Origin of the sequence: Kitasatospora sp. NPDC096077, assembly GCF_040303245.1 — a bacterium.
GTDB lineage: Bacteria > Actinomycetota > Actinomycetes > Streptomycetales > Streptomycetaceae > Kitasatospora.
In genome coordinates this window covers 58,951-73,833 of sequence record NZ_JBEOSV010000010.1, presented here as the reverse complement: position 1 = coordinate 73,833, position 14,883 = coordinate 58,951, and the positions used below count along the sequence as shown (strand labels likewise).

At 72.5% G+C, this 14,883-nt stretch carries 13 protein-coding genes; 11 read left to right on the top strand and 2 right to left on the bottom strand.

Going from position 1 to position 14,883, the window contains the following annotated elements; genetic code table 11:
- Nucleotides 1-39 precede the first annotated feature (39 nt).
- The 7 genes from ABTZ03_RS12580 (at nucleotide 40) to rpsD (ending at nucleotide 7,765) form a co-directional block, all read left to right on the top strand.
- Nucleotides 40-747 (top strand): MBL fold metallo-hydrolase, encoded by a 708-nt coding sequence (locus ABTZ03_RS12580; RefSeq protein ID WP_350512900.1) that lies wholly within the window; start codon nucleotides 40-42, stop codon nucleotides 745-747.
- Between the two features lie 11 nt (nucleotides 748-758).
- Nucleotides 759-2,021, top strand: coding sequence for a histidine--tRNA ligase (gene hisS / locus ABTZ03_RS12575; RefSeq protein ID WP_350512899.1), 1,263 nt, complete (start codon nucleotides 759-761; stop codon nucleotides 2,019-2,021).
- Nucleotides 2,018-3,808 (top strand): aspartate--tRNA ligase, encoded by a 1,791-nt coding sequence (aspS, locus tag ABTZ03_RS12570; protein WP_350512898.1) that lies wholly within the window; start codon nucleotides 2,018-2,020, stop codon nucleotides 3,806-3,808. Before hisS ends, aspS begins: the two co-directional genes overlap by 4 nt.
- A 96-nt stretch (nucleotides 3,809-3,904) precedes the next feature.
- Complete coding sequence (locus tag ABTZ03_RS12565) at nucleotides 3,905-4,423, top strand: GNAT family N-acetyltransferase (protein ID WP_350512897.1); 519 nt, start codon at nucleotides 3,905-3,907, stop codon at nucleotides 4,421-4,423.
- Between the two features lie 79 nt (nucleotides 4,424-4,502).
- Nucleotides 4,503-5,321 carry a polyphosphate kinase 2 gene (gene ppk2 / locus ABTZ03_RS12560; protein WP_350512896.1) on the top strand — a complete coding sequence of 273 codons (819 nt, stop codon included), beginning with the start codon at nucleotides 4,503-4,505 and terminating at the stop codon, nucleotides 5,319-5,321.
- Between the two features lie 60 nt (nucleotides 5,322-5,381).
- Nucleotides 5,382-6,839 carry a replication-associated recombination protein A gene (locus ABTZ03_RS12555; protein ID WP_350512895.1) on the top strand — a complete coding sequence of 486 codons (1,458 nt, stop codon included), beginning with the start codon at nucleotides 5,382-5,384 and terminating at the stop codon, nucleotides 6,837-6,839.
- A 311-nt stretch (nucleotides 6,840-7,150) separates the two neighbouring features.
- A complete protein-coding gene (rpsD, locus tag ABTZ03_RS12550) occupies nucleotides 7,151-7,765 on the top strand; it encodes a 30S ribosomal protein S4 (protein ID WP_063346792.1) in 615 nt (204 codons plus the stop codon).
- 127 nt (nucleotides 7,766-7,892) lie between these two features.
- On the opposite strand, the gene ABTZ03_RS12545 is transcribed toward rpsD, so the two are convergent.
- Nucleotides 7,893-8,210, bottom strand: coding sequence for a tetratricopeptide repeat protein (locus ABTZ03_RS12545; protein ID WP_350512894.1), 318 nt, complete (start codon nucleotides 8,208-8,210; stop codon nucleotides 7,893-7,895).
- Nucleotides 8,211-8,258: 48 nt separating this feature from the next.
- Nucleotides 8,259-10,475 carry an ATP-binding protein gene (locus tag ABTZ03_RS12540; RefSeq protein WP_350512893.1) on the bottom strand — a complete coding sequence of 739 codons (2,217 nt, stop codon included), beginning with the start codon at nucleotides 10,473-10,475 and terminating at the stop codon, nucleotides 8,259-8,261.
- A gap of 221 nt (nucleotides 10,476-10,696) precedes the next feature.
- Here ABTZ03_RS12540 and ABTZ03_RS12535 point away from each other — a divergent pair, with 221 nt between their 5' ends.
- Genes ABTZ03_RS12535 through ruvX form a run of 4 tightly spaced genes read left to right on the top strand, consistent with a single transcriptional unit; the run spans nucleotide 10,697 to nucleotide 14,736 of the window.
- On the top strand, nucleotides 10,697-11,176 hold the full coding sequence (locus ABTZ03_RS12535) for a DUF948 domain-containing protein (RefSeq protein ID WP_350512892.1): 480 nt from the start codon (nucleotides 10,697-10,699) through the stop codon (nucleotides 11,174-11,176).
- Between the two features lie 4 nt (nucleotides 11,177-11,180).
- Nucleotides 11,181-11,588, top strand: a complete 408-nt coding sequence (locus ABTZ03_RS12530; protein ID WP_350512891.1) for a DUF6167 family protein — start codon at nucleotides 11,181-11,183, stop codon at nucleotides 11,586-11,588.
- Nucleotides 11,588-14,257 (top strand): alanine--tRNA ligase, encoded by a 2,670-nt coding sequence (alaS, locus tag ABTZ03_RS12525; protein ID WP_350512890.1) that lies wholly within the window; start codon nucleotides 11,588-11,590, stop codon nucleotides 14,255-14,257. Before ABTZ03_RS12530 ends, alaS begins: the two co-directional genes overlap by 1 nt.
- Complete coding sequence (ruvX, locus tag ABTZ03_RS12520) at nucleotides 14,257-14,736, top strand: Holliday junction resolvase RuvX (RefSeq protein ID WP_350512889.1); 480 nt, start codon at nucleotides 14,257-14,259, stop codon at nucleotides 14,734-14,736. Before alaS ends, ruvX begins: the two co-directional genes overlap by 1 nt.
- Nucleotides 14,737-14,883: the final 147 nt, after the last annotated feature.

Here is a 14,883-nt window from a genome sequence, read left to right as displayed (position 1 = left end):
CCGCACCCGCCCGTAGCCGCACCCACCCGAAGGACTCGCGTGTTCATCGCCGGATTCCCCGCTGGAGCCTGGGGCACCAACTGCTACCTGGTCGCGCCGGCGGCGGGCGAGGAGTGCGTGATCGTCGATCCCGGGCACCAGGCCGCGCGCGGCGTCGAGGAGATGGTCCGGGAGCACCGGCTCAAGCCCGTCGCCGTGCTGCTCACCCACGGCCACATCGACCACGTCGCCTCGGTGGTCCCGGTCTGCGGCGCCCGCGGCGTCCCGGCCTGGATCCACCCCGAGGACCGGTACATGATGTCCGACCCGGAGAAGGCGCTCGGCCGCTCCCTGGGCACCCAGCTGATGGGCGAGCTCACCGTCGGCGAGCCGGACGACGTGCGCGAGCTCACCGACGGCAGCGTGCTGGAACTGGCCGGCCTGCGGCTCACCGTGGACCACGCCCCGGGCCATACCGGGGGGTCGGTGACCTTCCGGACGCCCGGTGCCGAGGACCTCCCCCCGGTGCTGTTCTCGGGCGACCTGCTGTTCGCCGGCTCCATCGGGCGCACGGACCTCCCGGGCGGGGACAGCGAGGCGATCATGAACTCGCTGGCCCGGGTGTGCCTGCCCCTCGACGACTCCACCGTGGTCCTCTCCGGCCACGGCGGTCAGACCACCATCGGCCGCGAGCGCGCCACCAACCCCTACCTCCGACAGGCAGCGGGGGCGGCAGGCGCCCCGGCTTTCCCGCGACGAGGAATGTGACGGAAGAGAAGTTGAGCACCTTCACCGCCCCCAAGGGCACCTACGACCTGCTGCCCCCCAGCTCCGCGACCTTCCTGGCGATCCGCGAGCGCATCGCCGCGCCCGCCCGCCGGGCCGGTTACGGCTACGTCGAGACCCCGGTCTTCGAGGACGTGAAGCTGTTCTCCCGCGGAGTCGGCGAGTCCACCGACATCGTCTCCAAGGAGATGTACACCCTCACCACCAAGGGCGGCGACGACCTCGCGCTGCGCCCGGAGGGCACCGCCTCGGTGCTGCGCGCCGCGCTCCAGGCCAACCTGCACAAGCAGGGCAACCTGCCGGTCAAGCTCTGGTACTCGGGCTCGTACTACCGCTACGAGCGCGCCCAGAAGGGCCGCTACCGCCAGTTCTCCCAGGTCGGCGCGGAGGCGATCGGCGCCGAGGACCCGGCGCTGGACGCCGAGCTGATCATCCTGGCCGACGACGCCTTCCGCTCGCTGGGCCTGAGCAACTACTCGCTGCTGCTCAACAGCCTCGGCGACAAGCAGTGCCGCCCGGTCTACCGCGCCGCCCTGATCGACTTCCTCTCCGGGCTGGACCTGGACGAGGAGACCCGCCGCCGGGCGGAGATCAACCCGCTGCGGGTGCTGGACGACAAGCGCGAGTCGGTGCAGGCGCAGCTGGTCGGCGCCCCGATGCTGCGCGACTTCCTGTGCGAGGAGTGCAAGGCGTACGACGATAAGGTGCGCGAGCTGCTCACCGCCAACGGCGTCGCCTTCGTCGACGACCCGAAGCTGGTCCGCGGCCTGGACTACTACACCCGCACCACCTTCGAGTTCGTGCACAACGGCCTCGGCGCCCAGTCCGCGATCGGCGGCGGCGGCCGCTACGACGGCCTGTCCGAGATGATCGGCGGCCCCGCGCTGCCGTCCGTCGGCTGGGCCCTCGGCGTGGACCGCACCTACCTGGCGCTGGAGGCCGAGGGCGTCACCCTCGACCTGCCGCCCGCCACCTCCGTCTACGCCGTCGCGCTCGGCGAGGAGGCCAAGAACCTGCTCTTCGCCAAGGTGGTCGAGCTGCGCCGGGCCGGCGTGGCCACCGACCTCGCCTTCGGCGTCAAGACCATCAAGAACGCCATGAAGTCCGCCGACCGGTCCGGCGCCCGCTTCGCCCTGATCGCCGGGGACCGGGACCTCGCCGAGGGCGTCGTCCAGCTCAAGGACCTGAGCACCGGCGAGCAGACCCCCGTCGCCCTCGACGCACTCGTCACCACCCTGAAGGAGAAGCAGCTGTGATCCGCACGCACGACGCGGGCACGCTCCGCCCGGAGCACGCAGGCACCACCGTCACCCTGGCCGGCTGGGTCGCCCGCCGCCGCGACCACGGCGGCGTCGCCTTCATCGACCTGCGCGACGCCTCCGGCACCGTGCAGATCGTGGTCCGCGACCTCGACTCGGTGCACGGCCTGCGCGCCGAGTACTGCGTCAAGGTCGTCGGCGACGTCCGGGTCCGCCCCGAGGGCAACGAGAACCCGGACATCCCGACCGGCGCGGTCGAGGTCGTCGTCAGCGACATCGAGGTGCTCTCCGAGGCCGCCCCGCTGCCGTTCCCGGTCGCCGAGTACGAGCCGGGCACGGTCAACGAGGAGGTCCGGCTGCGCTACCGCTACCTGGACCTGCGCCGCGAGGGCCCGGCCAAGGGCCTGCGGCTGCGCTCCAAGGTCAACAACATCATCCGCCGGGTGATGGAGGAGAACGACTTCCTCGACATCGAGACGCCGTACCTCACCCGCTCCACCCCCGAGGGCGCCCGCGACTTCCTCGTCCCGGTCCGCCTGCAGCCCGGCCACTGGTACGCCCTGCCGCAGTCGCCCCAGCTGTTCAAGCAGCTGCTGATGGTGGCCGGCATGGAGCGCTACTACCAGATCGCCCGCTGCTTCCGCGACGAGGACTTCCGCGCCGACCGGCAGCCGGAGTTCACCCAGCTGGACATCGAGGCCTCCTTCGTCGACCAGGAGGACATCCTGGCCCTCGGCGAGAAGATCGTCGGCGCGATCTGGCGCGAGGTGCACGGCTACGAGATCCCGAACCCGCTGCCGCGGATGACCTACGCGGACGCCATGGGCCGCTACGGCTCGGACAAGCCGGACGTCCGCTTCGGCCAGGAACTCACCGACCTCACCGAGTACTTCAAGGGCACCGAGTTCCGCGTGTTCCAGGCCCCGTACGTCGGTGCCGTGGTCATGCCGGGCGGTGCCTCCCAGCCGCGCAAGCAGCTGGACGCCTGGCAGGACTGGGCCAAGGCGCGCGGCGCCAAGGGCCTGGCCTACGTGCTGATCGACGCCGAGACCGGTGAGCTGCGCGGCCCGGTCGCCAAGAACCTCTCCGCGGAGCACCTGGCCGGCCTCGCCGCCGCGGCCGGCGCCAAGAACGGCGACGCGGTCTTCTTCGCGGCCGGCAAGGAGCGCCCCTCGCAGGAGCTGCTCGGCGCCGCCCGCCTGGAGATCGGCAAGCGCTGCGAGCTGATCGACGCGTCCAAGTGGGCCTTCCTCTGGGTCGTCGACTTCCCGATGTTCGAGCCGATCGAGGACGACAAGGGCCAGTTCCAGGGCTGGCATGCGGTGCACCACCCGTTCACCGCCCCCACCGCGGAGTCGCTGGACAGCTTCGACACCGACCCGGGTACGGCCCTGTCCAACGCCTACGACCTGGTCCTGAACGGCTCGGAGCTGGGCGGCGGTTCGATCCGTATCCACCAGCGGGACGTGCAGAAGCGGGCGTTCGACGCGATCGGCCTGTCCGAGGAGGAGGCGGCCTCGCAGTTCGGCTTCCTGCTGGACGCCTTCAACTACGGCCCGCCGCCGCACGGCGGGGTCGCCTTCGGCCTCGACCGGATCGTCACGCTGCTCGGCGGGTACGACACCATCCGCGACGTCATCGCCTTCCCGAAGACGTCCACCGGTGGTGACCCGCTGACCGGCGCCCCGACCCCGATCACCCCGGCGCAGCGCCGCGAGGCCGGCGTGGACGCCCAGCCGAAGGTCCGCGAGGACGCCAAGTCGGAGGCGCAGCCCAAGAGCTGACGCCGCGTCATTCCGCTAACCTGCAACGGCCCCGGACGGTCCACCCACCGTCCGGGGCCGGTCCACAACGTCGTGTGACACAGGGAGGGTTGACTCATGCAGGTCACCACGAGAGTCGAATGTCCGCAGGATGCCCCGGCCACCAGACGCGTGCACATGGCCGCGTTCCCCGGGCCCGACGAGGCGGACCTGGTGGACGCGCTGCGCCGCGATCCCGCCTGGCTGCCCGGGCTGTCGGTGGTCGCGGTGGACGACGCCGGGCTGGTCGTCGGGCACGCCCTGCTGACCCGGCTGCGGGTCGGCGGCAAGGGCGGCGGTGGCGACGCGCTGGCGCTCGCCCCGGTCGCGGTCGCGCCCGAGTGGCAGCGCCGGGGCGTCGGCGAACTCGTCGTCCGGGCCGCGCTGTCGGCCGCCGAGGAGGCGGGCGAGAAGCTGGTGGTGGTGCTCGGGGATCCGGACTACTACGGGCGGTTCGGCTTCACCCCGGCCGGGCGGCACGAGGTCACCGGCCCGTTCGAGGTGCCGGAGGCGTACTTCCAGGCGCTGCCGCTGGCGGCGTACGACGGCGGTCCGCGCGGGCTCTGCCGCTACCCGGAACCCTTCGTCGAGGTCTGATGACCCTCCCGACCTGCGGATCCGCCGTTCTGCGCCTACGGTGAAGGGTCATCAGCAGCAGTCGGACGGAGGACCGAGGGTGACCGAGCAGCGGCGGACCGCGAAGCCGGAACGATTGGCGAGGAAGCCGTACGAGCGGGAGCTGCTGCGGCTGCAGCAGGAGCTGGTGAAGCTCCAGGAGTGGGTGCGGGTCGAGGGCGCCCGCGTGGTGGTGGTCTTCGAGGGACGGGACGCGGCCGGCAAGGGCGGCGCGATCAAGCGGGTGACGGAGTACCTGAACCCGCGCATCGCCCGGGTCGCGGCGCTGCCCACCCCGACCGAGCGGCAGAAGACCCAGTGGTACTTCCAGCGGTACGTCGAACACCTGCCGGCGGCCGGGGAGATCGTGCTGTTCGACCGCAGCTGGTACAACCGCGCCGGGGTCGAGCGGGTGATGGGCTTCTGCAGCGACGAGGAGTACTGGCAGCTCCTGCACCAGTGCCCGACCTTCGAGCAGATGCTGATCGAGGCCGGGATCCTGCTGCGCAAGTACTGGTTCTCGGTCAGCGACACCGAACAGGAGCGGCGCTTCCGGGACCGACTGGAGGACCCGATGAAGCGCTGGAAGCTCTCCCCGATGGACGTCGAGTCGATCGCCCACTGGGAGGACTACTCGCGGGCCAAGGACGAGATGTTCGTCTACACCGACGTCCCGCAGTCGCCCTGGCACGTGGTGGAGAGCGACGACAAGCGGCGGGCCCGGATCAACATGATCGCCCACCTGCTCTCCTCGGTGCCGTACCACGAGGTCGCCCCGCCGCGGATCCAGCTGCCGCCCCGCCCGGCCCCGCGCGGCTACCAGCGACCCCCGCGCGACCTGCAGAAGTACGTTCCGGACCACGCTGCCGGACTGGAGTAGCCGGGCCGGTCGGCGACGGCCCGGGCCGGGCCTGTCGGTGGCCTCAACTAGGCTTCCGGTGTGGACGAACCGGACCTCTTCACCGCCGCCGCCGAGGAACGCCAGGCCAGGGAGCCCGGCCGGGCCCCGCTGGCCGTACGGATGCGTCCGCGCACCCTGGACGAGGTGGCCGGGCAGCGGCAGCTGCTGAAGCCCGGCTCGCCGCTGCGCCGGCTGGTCGCGGGCTCCCGCGGCCCGGCGGCCACCAGCTCGGTGATCCTCTGGGGGCCGCCCGGCACCGGCAAGACCACCCTCGCGCACGTGATCAGCCAGGCCGTGGAGGGCCGCTTCGTCGAGCTGTCCGCGATCACCGCCGGGGTCAAGGAGGTCCGGGCGGTGATCGACGGCGCCCGCCGGGCGGTCGGCATGTCCGGCCGGGAGACGGTGCTGTTCCTGGACGAGATCCACCGCTTCTCCAAGGCCCAGCAGGACTCGCTGCTGCCGGCCGTGGAGAACCGCTGGGTCACCCTGATCGCGGCGACCACCGAGAACCCGTACTTCTCGGTGATCTCCCCGCTGCTGTCCCGCTCGCTGCTGCTCACCCTGGAGTCGCTGACCGACGAGGACATCCGCGCGCTGCTGCGCCGCGCGGTGGGCGACGAGCGCGGCCTGGAGGGCGCGCTGGAGCTGACCGCGGAGGCCGAGGACCACCTGGTACGGCTGGCCGGCGGGGACGCCCGGCGGGCGCTCACCACGCTGGAGGCGGCGGCCGGTGCGGCGCTGGAGAAGGGGGAGCCGAGCATCTCGCTGGCCACCACCGAGACGGCCGTCAACCAGGCGGCGGTGCGCTACGACAAGGACGGCGACCAGCACTACGACGTGGCCAGCGCGCTGATCAAGTCGATCCGCGGCAGCGACGTGGACGCCACCCTGCACTACCTGGCCCGGATGATCGAGGCGGGGGAGGACCCCCGGTTCATCGCCCGGCGGCTGATGATCTCGGCCAGCGAGGACGTCGGCCTGGCCGATCCGACGGCGCTGCAGACGGCGGTGGCGGCTGCCCAGGCGGTGGCCCTGATCGGCTTCCCGGAGGCCCGGATCATCCTCTCCCAGGCGGCGATCGCGCTGGCCCTGGCACCCAAGTCCAACTCGGCCTACCTGGCGATCGACGCGGCGCTGGCGGACGTCCGGCAGGGGCTGGCCGGGGCCGTCCCGCCGCACCTGCGGGACGCCCACTACGGCGGCGCGGGCAAGCTCGGCCACGGCCGGGGCTACCAGTACCCGCACGACCTGCCGGAGGGCATCGCCGCCCAGCAGTACGCGCCGGACCAGGTGCACGGCCGGGAGTACTACCAGCCGAACCGGCGCGGCGGCGAGGTCCGGTACGCGGACACCGTGGAGTGGACCCGCGGGCGGCTGCGCGGGGAGCGCCGGGTGGAGAAGAAGGCGGAGGCGAAGTCGGACGGGAAGGCGGACGGGAAGACGGAGCAGCAGCCCGCGCCGACGGCCGAGGGGCGGCCCGGGGAAAAGGGCGAGTGATCGACGGGTATACTTCGTCGGAGTGCCATGTCCCGGGACGGCGGCGGGGGAGACCCCACCGACCGGCCGCACCAGCGGGGCATCGGCGGTAGGCCTCCTCCGGGAGGCCCGCACCAGGAGCGTCGCGCACCGTTTCGGTGTCGCGGAAGGCCCGGTTCCCGGGCCCTTCGTGTGACCAGCACATCTCGTGCCCGGCTCCGGAGAGCGGCTGATCCCTTCGCGCAGGCGTCGGGGTTTTCTCCGGGTCGCGACATGCGACCTCCGTCAACACCTGGTGAAAGCCGTATTCGTAAGCAAGGAAGGTTTGGTTCATGGCGAACCAGAAGCGTCCCAAGGTCAAGATCGCGCGTGCGCTCGGCGTGCCGCTGACCCCGAAGTCCGTCAAGTACTTCGAGGCCCGCCCGTACCCGCCCGGCCAGCACGGCCGTGGTCGCAAGCAGAACTCGGACTACAAGGTCCGTCTGCTCGAGAAGCAGCGTCTGCGCGCCCAGTACGACCTGAGCGAGAAGCAGATGGCGCGCGCGTTCGACCGCGCCAAGAAGGCCGAGGGCAAGACCGGTGAGGCGCTCGTCGCCGAGCTGGAGACCCGTCTGGACTCCCTGGTCCTGCGTTCGGGCATCGCCCGCACCATCTACCAGGCCCGCCAGATGGTCGTCCACGGCCACATCGAGGTCAACGGCGGCAAGGTCAACAAGCCGTCGTACCAGATGAAGCCGGGCTTCGTGGTCACCGTCCGCGAGCGCTCCAAGGAGAAGGTCCCCTTCCAGGTCGCCCGTGAGGGTGGCTACGCGGGTGAGGGCCAGACCCCGAAGTACCTCGAGGTCAACCTGAAGGCCCTGGCCTTCCGCCTGGACCGTGCGCCGCAGCGCAAGGAGGTCCCGGTGATCTGTGACGAGCAGCTGGTCGTCGAGTACTACTCGCGCTGACCCGCGCTCGGTTCGCACTTCGCGGAACCGCAGCAGCGAGCCCCCGTCGCCTTTCGAGGCGGCGGGGGCTCGCCGTTTTCCCGGTGCGTTGCCGGTGCGTTGTCGGTGCTTCCCGGTGCTTCGCCGGTCAGAGCTGCTCGCCGGTCATCGCGGCGGCCAGCCGCAGGTGCGGGCGGGCCTCCTCGGCGCGGCCCCGGCGCTCCAGGGTGCGGCCGAGCATCAGCCGGGCGTAGTCCTCGGCCGGGTCGAGGTCGAGGATCCGGCGCAGCTCGGCCTCGGCGCGGCCGAGCTGGGCGGAGTGGAAGTAGCTGCGGGCCAGCAGCAGCCGGACCGAGAGGTTGGCCGGCTCCTCGGCCAGCACGCCTTCCAGCATGCGGGCGGCGTCGCTGTACGCCTTGGACTCGAAGTAGAAGTTCGCGAGGCGGTACTCGTCGTGGATGGCCATGGTGCTCCTTCCGGATGGATCCTTGCCTGCTCAAGCAATCGGCAAGCTTCAGCTATTCCGGACCGGCGCGGGCGTCGGTGACGGCGGCACCGGGCCGGGTCCGGGGCCCGGACCCGGGCCGTCCGGGGAGCCGCCGCCGAGCGCCCGGGAGACGGCCGCGTCCAGGTCCAGCCGGGTGCCGGCCCGGTAGCAGTCGTCGTACTGCTGCTCGGTCAGCCCGGCCCGGGCCCGCTCGGCGCACTCCTGGTGCGGGCCGAAGAAGGACCGGGAACCCAGGAAGGGGTTGCCGACCGCGCGCCAGATCCGGTGCGCGGCGCCCTGCAGCACCCGGGCCTCGCACAGGTTGCCGGGCCCGCCCAGGCCGTCCGGCTCGGTCTCCAGCAGCGCCAGCAGGTCGATCCCCAGCACGATGCCCAGCAGGTCGTGGAAGTGGTGGTTCAGCCGGACGCACTCGCGGGCCAGGGCCCGGGCCGGCTCGACCGCGCCGTCCAGGTAGTGCGAGTACGCCATCGCGTACAGCACGTAGGCGTACGCCCACTGCTCGCCGTGCTCCTCGCAGACCGTGCGGGCCTGGCCGAACCAGAGCTCGCCGCTGTCCAGGTCGCCCTGGAACAGGTAGGCGAGGCCGAGCTCGAACATGGCCATCACCACGTTGCTGTTGAGCTCACCGATGGTCCGGTAGTGCCAGAGCGCCTCCTCGAACAGCTCGGCGGCGCGCTCCGGTTCGTCGCCGATCAGGGCGGCGCAGCCCTGGCGGTGGACGGCGTAGGCGAGCGCCCGGTCGTCGCCGGTGTCCAGGGCCTGGCGGCGGCACTCCTCCAGTGCGGGCCGGGCCGCGTCGAGGTCGCCCTGGAGGGTGGCCATGTAGCCGGTCACCCACAGGGCCTTGGCCCGGGCCTCGGTCGGTTCGCGGTCCAGGGCGAGCGCCCGGTCCAGCCAGTGCCGGCCCTCGCCGAGGTGGCCGCAGCCGACCCAGTAGAACCAGAGGGTGCCGGCCAGCAGCAGGGCGATCTGCTCCTCGCCGGGCTCGGCCAGGCAGAACTCCAGCGCGGCGCGCAGGTTGGTGTGGGCCAGCCGGGTGCGTTCGGCGGTCTCGGCCTGCCGGGGGCCGAACCACTCGACCTCGCCCCAGGTGGCGACGCCCAGGTACCAGTCCCGGTGGCGGCGCAGCAGCCGCTGCTCCTCGCCGGCGGCGCGCAGCCAGTGGCCGCCGTACTCGCGCAGGGTGTCCAGCAGCCGGAAGCGGACGCCGAAGGGGCTGTCCTCGCGCAGCGCCACGGACTTGGCGACGAGTTCGTCCAGCAGGTCGAGCACGTCCTCGGGCTCGATGCCGTCGCCGCCGCAGACGTACTCGGCGGCCTCCAGGTCGAAACTGCCGACGAAGACCGACAGGCGGGCCCAGAGTAAACGTTCCTGCACTGTGCACAGCTCATGGCTCCAGCCGATCGTCGTGCGCAGCGTCTGGTGCCTCGGCAGGGCCGTCCGGGAGCCGCCGGTGAGCAGCCGGAAGCGGTCGTCCAGCCGGGCGGTGATCTGCTCCACCGACAGCGCCCGCAGCCGCCCGGCGGCCAGCTCCACGGCCAGCGGGATGCCGTCCAGCCGACGGCAGAGCAAACCGACCGCCTCCGCGTTCGCCTCGGTCACCGCGAAGGACGGCAGGACCGCCCGGGCCCGGTCGGCGAACAGCCGCACCGCGTCCGGCAGCACCTCGGGGCCCACCCGCTGCTGCGGCAGCGGGCCGACCGGCAGCGGGGCCAGCGTCAGCAGGTGCTCGCCCGAGGCCCGCAGCGCGGCGCGGCTGGTGGCCAGCACCCGCAGGCCGGGCAGGGCGCGCAGCAGCGCGTCGGCCAGCTCGGCGCAGGCCTCCACCAGGTGTTCGCAGCCGTCCAGCACCAGCAGCAGCCGCCGCCCCGCCAGGTGCTCGCCCAGCACGTCCAACGGCGGCCGGGCGGTGCCGTCGGTCAGCCGCAGGGCCTCCAGGACGGCGTGGCCGAGCAGCAGCGGGTCCTGCACCGGGGCGACGTCCACCAGCCAGGCGCCGTCCGGGAAGGCCCCGGCCGCCCGGGCCGCCGCCCGCACCGCCAGCCGGCTCTTGCCCACCCCGCCGGGCCCGGTCACCGTCACCAGCCGGGCGCCGGCCAGCAGACCCGCCAGCTCGGCCAGCTCCTGCCGCCGTCCGACGAAGCCGGTCACCTCGGCCGGCAGCCGCCCCGGCTCCGGCCCGCGCGGCCACGCCGCGGGCTCTGCTCTCCACTCGCCGGCCACGCGCTGCTCCCCGTCGTTCCTGGCCCGGACCGCAGCGGTCCGGGACCTGCGTCGGGCCGTACGGGCGACGGCCCGCCTGGCAGAACGAGGTGACCGGCCGGTAGGTTACGCGCGCGGTTCGCACACCCGGACGAGGTCACCGGCGGGATCCCGGTCCGGAAACCGGGCGTCGGCGCGATAGGGTTCCGTCTGGAGAGCGACAAGGCGAGGGAGCGCGCAAGGTGTCCGTGGGAGAGCTGGCCGGATTGCTCGTCGCCGTGTTCTGGGCGGTCCTGGTCACCCTGCTCGCCGTCGTGCTGGTCCGCCTCTCCAAGGTGCTGAAGGAGGCCACCGTCCTGGTCGCCGCGGTCACCGAGCAGGCCGTCCCCCTGCTGTCCGACGCGGGCGCCGCCGTGCGCAGCGCCAACGAGCAGCTGGACCGGGTGGACGAGATCACCGCCAACGTCCAGGACGCCGCCGCCAACGCCAAGGCGCTCTCCTCCACCGCGGCCGCCACCCTGGGCGGACCGCTGATGAAGGTCGCGGCCTTCAGCTACGGCGTCCGCAAGGCCGTCGCCAAGCAGCAGGGCGCGCTGCCCACCGGGCCGCTGCCGGCCGGCGAGCGCGAGGAGCTGGCCCGGCTGATCCGGGCCGAGGTGCGCGCCGCGGCCGCGCCCAGGAACGGCTTCCTCTCCCGGGTCCGGCGCGCGGTGAGGAGCTGACGGCATGGCACGGATCTTCTGGATGGCGGTCGGCGCCGGCGCCGCCGTGTGGGCCATGAACAAGGCCAACGACGCGGTGCAGCGGCTCACCCCGGACAGCCTCTCCGGCACCGCCGCGCGCGGTGCGCTGCACCTGGGCGACCTGGCCAAGCAGTTCGCCCAGGACGTGCGCTCCGGCATGGCCGAGCGCGAGGAGCAGCTGAAGGACGACCTCGGGCTGCGCGGCACCGCGGTGGTGGAGCCCAGGAGCACCCGCCGCGTCCTGCGTGGAGAGCCGCAGTACCGAGCTATCTCGGCGGCGCCCGGTCGCCCGGCCGCCGCCCTGCCTCCCGCCCGCACCACCTCCCAGACCATTGAAGAAACGCCCCGCCGAGCCCTGCCGCGGGGCGGAACGAACCGGAAGGACCACTAATGGAGTCGGCTGAGATCCGCCGCCGCTGGCTGCGCTTCTTCGAGGAGCGCGGCCACACCGTCGTTCCGTCGGCGTCCCTGGTCGCCGACGACCCCACCCTGCTGCTCGTCAACGCCGGCATGGTGCCCTTCAAGCCCTACTTCCTGGGCGAGGTCAAGCCGCAGTTCTCGCGCGCCACCAGCGTCCAGAAGTGCGTGCGCACCCTGGACATCGAGGAGGTCGGGAAGACCACCCGGCACGGCTCCTTCTTCCAGATGTGCGGCAACTTCTCCTTCGGCGACTACTTCAAGGAAGGCGCCATCAAGTTCGCGTGGGAGCTGCTCACCAGCTCCGTCGCGGACGGAGGCTACGGCCTGGAGCCGGAGAAGCTCTGGATCACCGTCTACAAGGACGACGACGAGGCCGAGCAGATCTGGCGCGACATCATCGGCGTGCCCGCCGAGCGCATCCAGCGCCTCGGCATGAAGGACAACTTCTGGTCGATGGGCGTGCCCGGCCCGTGCGGACCGTGCTCGGAGATCAACTACGACCGCGGTCCCGCGTACGGCGAGGAGGGCGGCCCGGCGGTCAACGGCGAGCGCTACCTGGAGATCTGGAACCTGGTCTTCATGCAGTACGAGCGCGGCCACGGCGACGGCAAGGACGGCTTCGAGATCCTCGGCGACCTGCCGAGCAAGAACATCGACACCGGTCTGGGCCTGGAGCGCCTCGCCGCCATCCTCCAGGGCGTCGACAACCTCTTCGAGATCGACACCAGCCGGATGATCCTCGACCGCGCCGCCGAGCTCACCGGTCACACCTACGGCGCCGACCACAAGTCGGACGTCTCGCTGCGCGTGGTCACCGACCACATCCGCACCGCGCTGATGCTGGTCGGCGACGGCGTCACCCCCGGCAACGAGGGCCGCGGCTACGTGCTGCGCCGCATCCTGCGCCGCGCCATCCGCAACATGCGGCTGCTGGGAGCCACCGGGCAGGTCGCCAAGGAGCTCACCGACATCGCGATCAAGGCGATGGCCCCGCAGTACCCGGAGCTGGAGAGCGACCGCAAGCGCATCGAGACGGTCGTGGTCGCCGAGGAGGCGGCCTTCCTGCAGACCCTGAAGGCCGGCACCAGCCTGCTGGACGCCGCGGTCACCGAGACCAAGCAGTCCGGTGGCGCGGTGCTCTCCGGCGACCAGGCGTTCAAGCTGCACGACACCTACGGCTTCCCGATCGACCTCACCCTGGAGATGGCCGAGGAGCAGGGCCTCCAGGTGGACGAGGCCGGCTTCCGCCGCCTGATGCAGGAGCAGCGGGACCGCGCCAAGGCGGACGCCAGGGCCAAGAAGATGGGCCACGCCGACGTCGCCGCGTACCGCGAGGTCGCCGACAAGTCCGGCGCGAGCGTCTTCACCGGCTACAGCCTGACCGAGGGCGAGGCCACCGTGGTCGGCCTGCTGGTGGACGGCGTTCCGGCGCCGGCCGCCTCCGAGGGCGACGAGGTCGAGCTGATCCTCGACCGCACCCCGTTCTACGCCGAGGGCGGCGGCCAGCTCGCCGACCACGGCCGGATCCGGCTGGAGTCCGGCGCGGTCGTCGAGATCCGCGACGTGCAGCAGCCCGTCCCGGGCGTCATCGTGCACTCGGGCGGCGTGCTGTTCGGCGAGGTCGTGCTCGGCGCCTCGGCGTACGCCACGATCGACACCGACCGCCGCCGGGCGATCGCCCGCGCCCACTCGGCCACCCACCTGACCCACCAGGCGCTGCGCGACGCGCTCGGCCCGACGGCCGCCCAGGCCGGCTCGGAGAACGCCCCGGGTCGCTTCCGCTTCGACTTCGGCTCGCCCGCCGCCGTTCCGGGCAGCGTGCTGGTCGACGTCGAGCAGAAGATCAACGACGTGCTGGGCCGCGAGCTGGAGGTCACCGCCGAGGTCATGACGATGGACCAGGCCCGCAAGGCCGGCGCCATCGCGATGTTCGGCGAGAAGTACGGCGACGAGGTGCGGGTCGTCTCCATCGGCGACTTCTCCAAGGAGCTGTGCGGTGGCACCCACGTCGGCAACACCGCCCAGCTGGGCCTGGTGAAGCTGCTCGGCGAGTCCTCGATCGGTTCGGGCGTGCGTCGCGTGGAGGCGCTGGTCGGCGTCGACGCGTACAAGTTCCTGGCCCGCGAGCACACCGTGGTGGCCCAGCTGACCGAGCTGGTCAAGGGCCGTCCGGAGGAGCTGCCGGAGAAGATCTCGGGCATGCTCGGCAAGCTCAAGGACGCCGAGAAGGAGATCGAGCGGTTCCGCGCCGAGAAGGTGCTGGCCGCCGCGGCGGGCCTGGCCGACTCGGCCGAGGACGTGCACGGCATCGCCGTGGTCGCCGCCCAGGTCGCCGACGGCGTGGGCGCGGACGAGCTGCGCAAGCTGGTCCTGGACGTGCGGGCCCGCCTCGGCGCCCGTCCGGCCGTGGTCGCCGCGTTCACCGTGGCCAACGACCGCCCGCTGACCGTGATCGCCACCAACGAGGACGCCCGCGGCCGCGGCATCAAGGCCGGCGAGCTGGTCCGCACCGCGGCCAAGACCCTCGGCGGCGGCGGTGGCGGCAAGGACGACGTCGCCCAGGGCGGCGGCTCCAACCCGGCCGCGGTCGGCGAGGCCATCGCCGCGGTGCGCGGCCTGGTCGCGGAGCGCGCCAGCTGATGGAGCACGAGGAGAGGCCCTTCAGGCGTGGACGGCGGATCGCCGTCGACGTCGGTGACGCCCGGATCGGGGTCGCGTCCTGCGACCCCGACGGGGTGCTCGCCACGCCGGTGGAGACCGTCCCGGCCGGGGTGAAGTCGCAGGCCAGGCTCGCCGCGATCGTCGAGGAGTACGACGCGATCGAGGTGGTCGTCGGCCTGCCGCGCTCGCTCAGCGGCAAGGAGGGCCCGGCGGCGGAGAAGGTCCGGGCCTACGCGGTGCGGCTGGCCAACCGGCTCTACCCGGTGCCGGTGCGGCTGGTGGACGAGCGGATGACGACCGTCACCGCGACCCACGGGCTGCGTGCCTCGGGCGTCAAGGCGAAGAAGGGCCGCTCGGTGGTCGACCAGGCCGCCGCGGTGGTGATCCTCCAGACCGCCCTTGAGTCCGAACGGGTGAGCGGACGCCCGCCCGGTGAGAGCGTCGAGGCGGTCGGCTGACCGGCCTGATCTAACGTCCCGGAAGGGGTCCGTGCGGACGCGTCCGCACGGACCCCTTTCTCGTTCGTCCCGGGTCCGTTTCGGACCGTTCCGGAGTGCTCCGGACCGGTTCGGGCCGGTCCCGGACGATCCGCAGCGATCCGGGAC

Bases quoted from the DNA above. Each gene is read 5' to 3' on its own strand.
- ABTZ03_RS12530 (WP_350512891.1), top strand. From the start codon at position 11,181: ATGGCACGGATCTTCTGGATGGCGGTCGGCGCCGGCGCCGCCGTGTGG.
- rpsD (WP_063346792.1), top strand. From the start codon at position 7,151: ATGGCGAACCAGAAGCGTCCCAAGGTCAAGATCGCGCGTGCGCTCGGC.
- ABTZ03_RS12565 (WP_350512897.1), top strand. From the start codon at position 3,905: ATGCAGGTCACCACGAGAGTCGAATGTCCGCAGGATGCCCCGGCCACC.
- alaS (WP_350512890.1), top strand. From the start codon at position 11,588: ATGGAGTCGGCTGAGATCCGCCGCCGCTGGCTGCGCTTCTTCGAGGAG.
- ruvX (WP_350512889.1), top strand. From the start codon at position 14,257: ATGGAGCACGAGGAGAGGCCCTTCAGGCGTGGACGGCGGATCGCCGTC.
- ABTZ03_RS12545 (WP_350512894.1), bottom strand. From the start codon at position 8,210: ATGGCCATCCACGACGAGTACCGCCTCGCGAACTTCTACTTCGAGTCC.